Genomic DNA, 11,772 nt, shown 5'->3' with positions numbered 1-11,772 from the left:
TTGCTTGCTACCTCAAGTGATGGGACGGTGGAAGTCCGGAAATGCGCAGCACGGTACGCTGGCATCGCCAGGTCCAGGGGCAGGAATGCCCTGAACCTAAGTCTTGACGTAGGGGGGATGCGGTAAAGTCACGTTAATGTGACGGGAATATTGTCGTAGTCAGGGGACAAAGGCGCGAGAAAGACAAAACCCCTACCTGCATGCGCAGATAGGGGTTTTGCGAAATGAATCTTGACGATGACCTACTCTCACATGGGGAAACCCCACACTACCATCGGCGATGCATCGTTTCACTACTGAGTTCGGGATGGGATCAGGTGGTTCCAATGCTCTATGGTCGTCAAGAAATTCTGTAGCCAGAATGTCCAGATGGACAGCCCAGCGAATCCGGATATGTGATATTTGTGGGTACGTTCGAACTTTCGGTTCTTTCGTCTTCACCACCACAATTTGGCGCTTCTTGTTCAGAGGCCTGCACAAATTGCTTGGGTGTTATATGGTCAAGCCTCACGGGCAATTAGTATTGGTTAGCTCAACGCCTCACAGCGCTTACACACCCAACCTATCAACGTCGTAGTCTTCGACGGCCCTTCAGGGGATTCTAGATCCCAGTGAGATCTCATCTTGAGGCAAGTTTCCCGCTTAGATGCTTTCAGCGGTTATCTCTTCCGAACATAGCTACCCGGCAATGCCACTGGCGTGACAACCGGAACACCAGAGGTTCGTCCACTCCGGTCCTCTCGTACTAGGAGCAGCCCCTCTCAAATCTCAAACGTCCACGGCAGATAGGGACCGAACTGTCTCACGACGTTCTAAACCCAGCTCGCGTACCACTTTAAATGGCGAACAGCCATACCCTTGGGACCGGCTTCAGCCCCAGGATGTGATGAGCCGACATCGAGGTGCCAAACACCGCCGTCGATATGAACTCTTGGGCGGTATCAGCCTGTTATCCCCGGAGTACCTTTTATCCGTTGAGCGATGGCCCTTCCATACAGAACCACCGGATCACTAAGACCTACTTTCGTACCTGCTCGACGTGTGTGTCTCGCAGTCAAGCGCGCTTTTGCCTTTATACTCTACGACCGATTTCCGACCGGTCTGAGCGCACCTTCGTACTCCTCCGTTACTCTTTGGGAGGAGACCGCCCCAGTCAAACTACCCACCATACACTGTCCTCGATCCGGATAACGGACCTGAGTTAGAACCTCAAAGTTGCCAGGGTGGTATTTCAAGGATGGCTCCATGAGAACTGGCGTCCCCACTTCAAAGCCTCCCACCTATCCTACACAAGCAAATTCAAAGTCCAGTGCAAAGCTATAGTAAAGGTTCACGGGGTCTTTCCGTCTAGCCGCGGATACACTGCATCTTCACAGCGATTTCAATTTCACTGAGTCTCGGGTGGAGACAGCGCCGCCATCGTTACGCCATTCGTGCAGGTCGGAACTTACCCGACAAGGAATTTCGCTACCTTAGGACCGTTATAGTTACGGCCGCCGTTTACCGGGGCTTCGATCAAGAGCTTCGCTTGCGCTAACCCCATCAATTAACCTTCCGGCACCGGGCAGGCGTCACACCCTATACGTCCACTTTCGTGTTTGCAGAGTGCTGTGTTTTTAATAAACAGTCGCAGCGGCCTGGTATCTTCGACCGGCATAAGCTTACGGAGCAAGTCCTTCACCTTCGCCGGCGCACCTTCTCCCGAAGTTACGGTGCCATTTTGCCTAGTTCCTTCACCCGAGTTCTCTCAAGCGCCTTGGTATTCTCTACCTAACCACCTGTGTCGGTTTGGGGTACGGTTCCCAGTTATCTGAAGCTTAGGAGCTTTTCTTGGAAGCATGGTATCAACCACTTCGTCGCCTAATGGCAACTCGTCATCAGCTCTCGGCCTTGAAATCCCGGATTTGCCTAAGATTCCAGCCTACCACCTTAAACCTGGACAACCAACGCCAGGCTGGCCTAACCTTCTCCGTCCCTCCATCGCAATAACTGGAAGTACAGGAATATTAACCTGTTTTCCATCGACTACGCTTTTCAGCCTCGCCTTAGGGACCGACTAACCCTGCGTCGATTAACGTTGCGCAGGAAACCTTGGTCTTTCGGCGTGGGAGTTTTTCACTCCCATTGTCGTTACTCATGTCAGCATTCGCACTTCTGATACCTCCAGCAAGCTTCTCAACTCACCTTCACAGGCTTACAGAACGCTCCTCTACCGCATCATCATAAGATGATACCCGTAGCTTCGGTGCATGGTTTGAGCCCCGTTACATCTTCCGCGCAGGCCGACTCGACTAGTGAGCTATTACGCTTTCTTTAAAGGGTGGCTGCTTCTAAGCCAACCTCCTAGCTGTCTAAGCCTTCCCACATCGTTTCCCACTTAACCATGACTTTGGGACCTTAGCTGACGGTCTGGGTTGTTTCCCTTTTCACGACGGACGTTAGCACCCGCCGTGTGTCTCCCATGCTCGGCACTTGTAGGTATTCGGAGTTTGCATCGGTTTGGTAAGTCGGGATGACCCCCTAGCCGAAACAGTGCTCTACCCCCTACAGTGATACATGAGGCGCTACCTAAATAGCTTTCGAGGAGAACCAGCTATCTCCGAGCTTGATTAGCCTTTCACTCCGATCCACAGGTCATCCGCTAACTTTTCAACGGTAGTCGGTTCGGTCCTCCAGTTAGTGTTACCCAACCTTCAACCTGCCCATGGATAGATCGCCCGGTTTCGGGTCTATACCCAGCGACTAAACGCGCTATTAACACTCGCTTTCGCTACGCCTCCCCTATTCGGTTAAGCTCGCCACTGAATATAAGTCGCTGACCCATTATACAAAAGGTACGCAGTCACCTAACAAAGTAGGCTCCCACTGCTTGTACGCATACGGTTTCAGGATCTATTTCACTCCCCTCTCCGGGGTTCTTTTCGCCTTTCCCTCACGGTACTAGTTCACTATCGGTCAGTCAGTAGTATTTAGCCTTGGAGGATGGTCCCCCCATATTCAGACAAAGTTTCTCGTGCTCCGTCCTACTCGATTTCATTGACAAGAGATTTTCGTGTACGGGGCTATCACCCACTATGGCGGCACTTTCCAGAGCCTTCCACTAATCTCAAACCAACTTAAGGGCTGGTCCCCGTTCGCTCGCCACTACTAAGGGAATCTCGGTTGATTTCTTTTCCTCAGGGTACTTAGATGTTTCAGTTCCCCTGGTTCGCCTCTTGCACCTATGTATTCAGTACAAGATAACCAGCTTATGCTGGCTGGGTTCCCCCATTCAGAGATCTCTGGATCACAGTCTGTTTGCCGACTCCCCAAAGCTTATCGCAGGCTACCACGTCTTTCATCGCCTCTGACTGCCAAGGCATCCACCGTATGCGCTTCTTCACTTGACCATATAACCCCAAGCAATCTGGTTATACTGTGAAGACGACATTCGCCGAAAATTCGCACGTTGCTCTTTCGAGCAGAACTCACAAATTTTACCTTAGCCTGATCACACACCAGTGAAAGTGCATGTCAGTCTATTTCTATCACATATCCGAATTTTTAAAGAACGATCTGACAAAAGTCAGAAATCAACATTCGAAGCGAATGCTCATTTCTGAGTTTGATCAAGCTAAACGTGTTACCGCAGAAAGTGGTGGAGCCAAGCGGGATCGAACCGCTGACCTCCTGCGTGCAAGGCAGGCGCTCTCCCAGCTGAGCTATGGCCCCGCATATTGGTAGGTCTGGGCAGATTTGAACTGCCGACCTCACCCTTATCAGGGGTGCGCTCTAACCAACTGAGCTACAGACCTATATAGGGTCTTGATCGTCTTCAACTTCTTGAATCAAGCAATTCGTGTGGGTGCTCATCAGCAGGCTGATGTCGTCGATTAAGGAGGTGATCCAGCCGCAGGTTCCCCTACGGCTACCTTGTTACGACTTCACCCCAGTCATGAATCACACCGTGGTAACCGTCCTCCCGAAGGTTAGACTAGCTACTTCTGGTGCAACCCACTCCCATGGTGTGACGGGCGGTGTGTACAAGGCCCGGGAACGTATTCACCGCGACATTCTGATTCGCGATTACTAGCGATTCCGACTTCACGCAGTCGAGTTGCAGACTGCGATCCGGACTACGATCGGTTTTGTGAGATTAGCTCCACCTCGCGGCTTGGCAACCCTCTGTACCGACCATTGTAGCACGTGTGTAGCCCAGGCCGTAAGGGCCATGATGACTTGACGTCATCCCCACCTTCCTCCGGTTTGTCACCGGCAGTCTCCTTAGAGTGCCCACCATAACGTGCTGGTAACTAAGGACAAGGGTTGCGCTCGTTACGGGACTTAACCCAACATCTCACGACACGAGCTGACGACAGCCATGCAGCACCTGTGTCAGAGTTCCCGAAGGCACCAATCCATCTCTGGAAAGTTCTCTGCATGTCAAGGCCTGGTAAGGTTCTTCGCGTTGCTTCGAATTAAACCACATGCTCCACCGCTTGTGCGGGCCCCCGTCAATTCATTTGAGTTTTAACCTTGCGGCCGTACTCCCCAGGCGGTCAACTTAATGCGTTAGCTGCGCCACTAAAATCTCAAGGATTCCAACGGCTAGTTGACATCGTTTACGGCGTGGACTACCAGGGTATCTAATCCTGTTTGCTCCCCACGCTTTCGCACCTCAGTGTCAGTATCAGTCCAGGTGGTCGCCTTCGCCACTGGTGTTCCTTCCTATATCTACGCATTTCACCGCTACACAGGAAATTCCACCACCCTCTACCGTACTCTAGCTTGCCAGTTTTGGATGCAGTTCCCAGGTTGAGCCCGGGGCTTTCACATTCAACTTAACAAACCACCTACGCGCGCTTTACGCCCAGTAATTCCGATTAACGCTTGCACCCTCTGTATTACCGCGGCTGCTGGCACAGAGTTAGCCGGTGCTTATTCTGTCGGTAACGTCAAAACACTAACGTATTAGGTTAATGCCCTTCCTCCCAACTTAAAGTGCTTTACAATCCGAAGACCTTCTTCACACACGCGGCATGGCTGGATCAGGCTTTCGCCCATTGTCCAATATTCCCCACTGCTGCCTCCCGTAGGAGTCTGGACCGTGTCTCAGTTCCAGTGTGACTGATCATCCTCTCAGACCAGTTACGGATCGTCGCCTTGGTGAGCCATTACCTCACCAACTAGCTAATCCGACCTAGGCTCATCTGATAGCGCAAGGCCCGAAGGTCCCCTGCTTTCTCCCGTAGGACGTATGCGGTATTAGCGTTCCTTTCGAAACGTTGTCCCCCACTATCAGGCAGATTCCTAGGCATTACTCACCCGTCCGCCGCTGAATCGAAGAGCAAGCTCTTCTCATCCGCTCGACTTGCATGTGTTAGGCCTGCCGCCAGCGTTCAATCTGAGCCATGATCAAACTCTTCAGTTCAATACTGCTTGGGTTTTTAAGAAACCCTAAACTTGGCTCAGCAATCTCAAATGACTATGTGATTTCTCGCATGGTCACTTGTGATGCTGATAATCTTTTTGACTATCAGTCCATACTCACAAGCACCCACACGAATTGCTTGATTCAATTTGTTAAAGAGCGTTTGGTTAAGATCCTTTCGTCTCAACCGAGGTGCGCATACTACGCTTTCCTCATTTGCTGTCAAGCGTTTATTTTGAAGTTTTTTACCACCGCTTCCTTTCGAAAGCTAACAACTTCAAACACTTACCGCTTGCCCCGAAGCGTTTGTCGCTGCGAGGAGGCGAATAATACGCGCTTTGAAATTAGAGTCAACACCTTGATCTAAAAAACTTTCCGAATGTGTCGGCTGCCATCAGGCAACTAATGAAAGCGCAGCGGATCTGTAATGAATCACCCCCACAGAGCGTAGCGGCCATGAGCGATGCGCAAAGCGAGAAAACCCCGGGCCTGTCTGCAGATGAAGAGCAGGAAGTCAGCCACAACCAGCCGCCGCGGGCGGCAGTGCTGCACGAGATCATTCGCTCTCAGGGCGACCAGGAGCTGGAGCGAACGCTGGCCGCACTGTGGTGGTCGGCACTGGCCGCGGGCTTGTCCATGGGGCTCTCGCTGATGGCCATGGGGCTGTTCTACGCGCGCCTGCCGGACGGTGACAGTGCCCAAGTGGTTGCCAGCATCGGCTACAGTGCCGGTTTTCTCGCCGTAATCCTGGCACGTCAGCAGTTGTTCACCGAGAACACCCTCACCGCCGTGCTGCCAGTCATGACCTCCCCCACCCTGGCCAACTTCGGTCGCCTGTTGCGCCTGTGGGGCGTGGTATTGCTCGGCAACCTGGCCGGTACCTTGCTGGTGGCCTGGGTCATGCTGGAGCTGCCGATCTTCGACAGCAAAACGGATGTTGCCTTTCTGGAGATCGGCCGCAAGGTGATGAAGAACGACGTCAGCCAGATGTTCGCCAAGGGCATCGTCTCGGGCTGGATGATTGCCACCATGGTCTGGATGATTCCGTCCATGGAGCACGCCAAGGTCTGGATCATCCTTATGATCACCTACCTGATGGCCCTGGGCGACTTTACTCATATAGTAGTGGGGTCAGTCGAGGTGTCTTATCTGGTCTGGGCAGGTGATGAGACCTGGCGCAGCTTCTGGCTGGAGTTCGCCTTGCCGACCTTGGCGGGCAACATCATTGGCGGCAGCTTCATCTTCGCCCTGATCAGCCATGCTCAGGTACGCAGTGACAGCGGCAAGCCGCCCTCGCAATTGTTGAAAGACGATCCTGTCCGGCCCCCGCCCAACAGGGACGACAAACATTGATGCTCAGCGTGCCGCCATGGTGCGTTCGTTCGCCTGGCCCCGCGGACGCACAGGCCGCGGCTGCCACCAGTTCTGCCCGGCATGCGGAGAATCAAGGCTGACCCGCTCGCCCATCTGCGGCGTGCTCAGGCGCACCTGAGCCTGGTTGGCCAGCGCCAGGATGCGTTCGAAGGGCTCCTGCCAGCCGTGTGTGGACAGGTCGAAAGTGCCGTTGTGTATCGGCAGCATCCAGCGCCCGCGCAAATCCAGATGGGCCTGCAGGCTCTGTTCCGGCTGCATGTGCACATCGGGCCAGGCGACGTTGTATGCGCCGGTTTCAATCAGGGTCAGATCGAACGGCCCGAAACGCTCGCCTATCTCCCTGAAACCGTCGAAGTACCCGGTATCGCCACTGAAGAACACCCGCACATCCTCATCGACGATCACCCAGGACGCCCATAACGTCCTATTGCTGTCCAGCAGCCCACGCCCGGAGAAGTGCTGGGCCGGTGTGGCTACAAAGCGCACGCCGTCAACGACGCTTTCCTGCCACCAGTCCAGTTGCCGCACCTTCGCCGGGGCCACACCCCAGCTCAGCAGCAGGTCACCCACGCCCAGTGGCGTCAGGAACACCCCGGTGCGCGGTGCCAACTGACGAATCGCCTGCTCGTCCAGGTGGTCGAAGTGATCGTGCGACAGCACTACCGCAGCCAGGGGCGGCAACTGGTCCAGTGCCAGCGGCGGCGCATGGAAGCGCAACGGGCCGGCCCACTGCACGGGTGAGGCGCGCTCGGCGAAGACCGGGTCGGTAATGAAGAAGCGCCCACGCAACTTCAGCAATACCGTGGAATGGCCCAGGCGCCACAAGCTGTGGTCCGGAGCATCGAGCACCTGCTGGCGGGTCATGGGCTGGAGGCTGATCGGTGCGGCCGGCCGGGTTTGTGGCGGTTTGCGCAGGAACAGGTACTTGAGCCCGATACGCAGCTTTTTCAACACGCCATCGTGGGGCAGCAACGCCTGATTGTGGAAACGCCCATCCTGCTGTGGTGCCGGCTCGCCGGCATGGTTGGCCAAGGGGACCATCAGCAATACTCCAAGCAACAGGAAAGGCTTCATGTTACCCCACAGTGATCGCATCAACCGTGAATTGGCTTGTAAGGTCATTTTTCGCCGATGAAACAGTGTTCAACAATATTCATGTGAGTTATGCGATAAACGGCACCCCGGTAGAAGAACGATGAGCATGATGGACAACCGCAGCGGCAAAGGCCTTTCATTCGTCAAGCGCATCTATTTGCCGCGCATTATCGGCCTGGGCATCGGTCTGCTCAGCGTCATGGCTGGCGTGGCTCCGCTGACGCCACCTGCCTGGGTATGGGGGCTGCTGCTGTTCAACGGGCTGCTGTGGCCGCACGTGGCCTACTTCTGGGCTGCCCGCTCGGCAACCCCGTACCAGGCAGAACAGCGCAATTTGCTGCTAGATTCAATGATGGGCGGGTTCTGGACCGCCGCTATGCACTTCAACCCGTTGCCCAGCGTGACGGTGCTGTCGATGATGGCCATGAACAACGTTTCTGCCGGCGGCAGGCGGCTGGTCGTGCGCGGGGCACTGGCCCAGCTGGCCGGCATGCTGATCGCCGTCTTGGTGCTGGGCCCCGGCCTGCAGCTGAATGCCACCCCCCTGCAAATTTATGCCTGCCTGCCGATGCTGACGCTGTACCCGCTGGCCCTGGGCTGGGTGTGCTACCAGCTGGCGATCAAGCTGGCAGACCACAAGCGCCGGCTGAGCGCCCTGAGCCTCACCGACAGCCTGACCGGGCTGCTCAACCATGGTGCCTGGAAAGACCTGCTGTTGCTGAAGTTCCAGGCCTGTAAGCAGCAACAGGGAGACGCGGTCATCGCCCTGATCGACATCGACCATTTCAAGACCATCAACGACACCTTCGGCCACGTGGTCGGCGATTGTGTACTGCGCCAGCTCAGTGCCGAGCTACGGCGCAACCTGCGCGAAGGCGACCAGGCCGGGCGCTATGGCGGCGACGAGTTCTGCGTCATTCTGCCGGACACCACTGAAGCTAACGCCTGCCAAGCCATGGAGCGCCTGCGCGAACGGGTTGCCAATTACCGCAACCCGCAGTTACCGCACCTGCGCATCAGCCTCAGCATTGGCCTGTCAGCGTTCGAGGCTGGGCTGGATTCCCCGGAGCACTGGCTGGAACAAGCGGACAAGGCGCTGTACACCGCCAAGCACGCAGGCCGTGACCAGGTCAATTTTGCCCGCGGCGAGGCTACGACGCTCAGGCTGGCCTATCCTGATTGAACCTCCTGCCTGACTTTCCGGCGGAAGGCTGCTTGAAGGAGCCGCTCGCGCATGGCCAGGACCGCCAACCTTCCACCCGCAAACCCCACGCCGCGTTTTCAGGTGCGCCACCTGATTGCCGGTTTCAGCGCTGTTTTCGGGCTGGCCTGCCTGGTCACCCTCGGAGCGCTGTTCAATATCGCGACCACGCTCGACCAGCAAGAGCGCCAGCGTAGCGCCTTTCATGCGAACCAGGCGCTGGAACAGCGGGTGCTGGCCTCGCGCCAGTTCCTGTCCAGCTATGCCGTATGGGATGCGGCCTTCGAGCACCTGGTGGGCCACACCGACTGGCAATGGGCCTATGAGGAAAAGAACGTAGGCGAGTCGCTTTACAGCGCCAGCGGCTACGAAGGGGTGTTCGTGGTGGAAAACGATCGCACCACCTATGCCTTGTTCAAAGGCCAGCCCAGCCAGGCAGGCGCCAACACATATATAGACGCAACACTCCAGCCGATCATAGACCAGGCCCGCGCGGCGGCAATTCCCCGCGAGCAGATTACCCGTTTCGTGCTCTTCAATGGCTGGCCGGCCGTTCTCAGCGCCGCTGCGATACGCCCGGACCGCGACGTCACCGACAGCGAGGTAAGCCAGGCGCCAGTGATGCTGTTCGTCGACCAGCTTACCGAAGAGAAACTGGCGCAGCTGGGCAACGGTGCAGGTCTGACCGGCATGCACGTGGAAAAGGAGGACAGGCAGCAGCATGACCACCTGCGTATCGACCTGGGCAATACCGGCTACCACCTGTCCTGGAGCAGCCCGCTGCCAGGGCACCAACTGTTGTGGGCAGTAATGCCAGCCCTGTTGAGCGCGCTGCTGATACTTGGCCTGATCATGCTGTACCTGTTCCGCCTCACCTTGCGCAGTTCGCGGGCGATCGGCCTTACGCTTTCGCACCTGCAGCAGAGCAACCAGGCCCTGGAGGCCAGCGAGCAGCGTTTTCGCGCGGTGGCCGAGTCAGCCTCCGACTGGATCTGGGAAACCGACCGGCAACAACGCCTGACGTACCTGTCCCAGCGCTTTGCCAATGTCACCGGCTACCCGGTCGACGACTGGCTGGGTCACCCGCTCAACCAGTTGCTGGCCTGCGATACCACGCCGCTCTCGCCCTGGCTGGACGCCCTCGCCAACGCCGACCCGCAACAATTGGCCAACCTGCGTTGCACTTACCGCGACCAGAATGGCCAGAACCGCTACTGCAGGATCTCGGCCCGCGCCATCTGGCATGACGACCAGCCTATCGGCTTTCGTGGCACCGCCAGCGACATCACCGACGAAGTCGACGCCCACGCGCGCATCCAGCACCTGTCGCTGCACGACCCACTCACCGGGCTGGCAAACCGCAACAAGCTCGCCAGGCACCTGGAGCAGGCCCTGCTGCGTGGCAGTGACTCGCCGCCACTGACCCTGCTGCTGCTGGACCTTGACAACTTCAAACCAATCAATGACTCCCTCGGCCATGCGGCCGGGGATGCCGTGCTGCAAGAAGTGGCGACGCGCCTGCGCGACACAACCCGCGATGGCGACCTGGTTGCACGTCTGGGCGGCGACGAGTTCATTCTGGTCCTCAGCGGCATGGACAACCGCAGCGAAGTCGACCGCTTCTGCGCACGGCTGATCGGCCTGTTGCAGCAACCCATCGCCTTCGACAGCCAACCGCTGCACATCGGCGTCAGTATCGGCGTCGCCCAGACCCGAACCCAAGGGTTCGATGCCGGCGAGCTGATCCGCTGCGCAGACATCGCCCTGTACCAGGCCAAGGCCGATGGCAAGAACACCTGGCGCTACTTTGCCGCCGAAATGAACCAGCAGATCCAGTACCGCCGCCAGTTGGAAAACGACTTGCGCCGGGCCCTGCGCAACCAGGAGTTCGAACTGCATTACCAGCCGCGCTACCGCCTTGGCGACCTGCGCATCGTCGCGGTCGAAGCCTTGCTGCGCTGGCAGCACCCACAGGAAGGGTTGCTGGGGCCGGACATCTTCATTCCGCTCGCCGAGCAGAGCGACATCATCGTCGCACTGGGCCGCTGGGTGCTGCGCGAAGCCTGCCGCACTGCCCAAGACTGGCCCGCAGACATTCTGGTTTCGGTGAACCTGTCGCCTGCCCAGTTCCTGCGTAGCGACGTAGTCGCCGACGTGCGCGAGATCCTGCTGGAAACCGCCTTCCCGGCCCAGCGCCTGGAGCTGGAAATTACCGAGAACGTGATGCTCAACGACATCGAGGGCGCGCTAGGCACCATGCTGTCGCTCAAAGAGCTAGGGGTGCGCCTGAACATGGACGATTTCGGCACCGGCTACTCGTCGCTGGGCTACCTGCGTACTTACCCGTTCGACAGTATCAAGATCGACAAGCGCTTCATAAGTGGCCTGAACAGCAACGGCGGCAGCGACCGCGCCGTGGTTCAGGCCATCATCAACCTGGGGGAGGCGATGGGGTTGACGGTGACGGCCGAGGGGGTAGAAAGCGAACAGCAGCTCAAGGCGCTGGAGAACGACCGCTGCCATGAGGTGCAGGGCTATTACATGAGCCGTCCGCTGGACAGTGCAGGGCTGGCGGCGTTGTTGCAGCGCCCCTCTCAAGGCACCGTACAATCCCAGTAAAGCGTCACGGCCCCTGTGGGAGCGGGTTCACCCGCGAACACCGGCGAAGCCGGTGCCATAAACGAGTTGGATT

At 57.2% G+C, this 11,772-nt stretch carries 4 protein-coding genes, 2 tRNA genes and 3 rRNA genes; 3 read left to right on the top strand and 6 right to left on the bottom strand.

The window, feature by feature from the left end; translation table 11 throughout:
• Nucleotides 1–229 precede the first annotated feature (229 nt).
• The 5 genes from rrf to P0Y58_08335 all read right to left on the bottom strand — a co-directional run bounded on the left by rrf (nt 230) and on the right by P0Y58_08335 (nt 5,410).
• Nucleotides 230–345: ribosomal RNA gene (gene rrf, locus P0Y58_08355) — 5S ribosomal RNA — on the bottom strand.
• A 151-nt stretch (nt 346–496) separates the two neighbouring features.
• Nucleotides 497–3,389: ribosomal RNA gene (locus P0Y58_08350) — 23S ribosomal RNA — on the bottom strand.
• 246 nt (nt 3,390–3,635) lie between these two features.
• A tRNA-Ala gene (locus P0Y58_08345) sits at nt 3,636–3,711 on the bottom strand.
• Nucleotides 3,712–3,717: 6 nt separating this feature from the next.
• A tRNA-Ile gene (locus tag P0Y58_08340) sits at nt 3,718–3,794 on the bottom strand.
• Between the two features lie 79 nt (nt 3,795–3,873).
• Nucleotides 3,874–5,410, bottom strand: a 16S ribosomal RNA gene (locus tag P0Y58_08335).
• Together the 16S, 23S and 5S rRNA genes with 2 tRNA genes alongside form the textbook arrangement of a ribosomal RNA operon.
• A 456-nt stretch (nt 5,411–5,866) precedes the next feature.
• On the opposite strand from P0Y58_08335, the gene P0Y58_08330 reads away from it, so the two are divergent.
• Complete coding sequence (locus P0Y58_08330; GenBank protein ID WEK32195.1) at nt 5,867–6,763, top strand: formate/nitrite transporter family protein; 897 nt, start codon at nt 5,867–5,869, stop codon at nt 6,761–6,763.
• A gap of 3 nt (nt 6,764–6,766) precedes the next feature.
• Here P0Y58_08330 and P0Y58_08325 read toward each other — a convergent pair whose 3' ends face one another.
• Nucleotides 6,767–7,858 (bottom strand): MBL fold metallo-hydrolase, encoded by a 1,092-nt coding sequence (locus P0Y58_08325; protein ID WEK32194.1) that lies wholly within the window; start codon nt 7,856–7,858, stop codon nt 6,767–6,769.
• 130 nt (nt 7,859–7,988) lie between these two features.
• Between P0Y58_08325 and P0Y58_08320 the strand changes: the two genes are divergently transcribed.
• Nucleotides 7,989–9,062, top strand: coding sequence for a diguanylate cyclase (locus P0Y58_08320; protein WEK33292.1), 1,074 nt, complete (start codon nt 7,989–7,991; stop codon nt 9,060–9,062).
• Nucleotides 9,063–9,113: 51 nt separating this feature from the next.
• Entirely contained in the window at nt 9,114–11,699 is a 2,586-nt protein-coding gene (locus P0Y58_08315; GenBank protein WEK32193.1) for an EAL domain-containing protein, read from the top strand.
• Nucleotides 11,700–11,772: the final 73 nt, after the last annotated feature.

This window comes from Candidatus Pseudomonas phytovorans (assembly GCA_029202525.1).
GTDB classification, from domain to species: Bacteria; Pseudomonadota; Gammaproteobacteria; order Pseudomonadales; family Pseudomonadaceae; genus Aquipseudomonas; species Aquipseudomonas phytovorans.
Note: the sequence above shows the minus strand (reverse complement) of the source record. Positions and strands in the feature narration are given on the sequence as shown.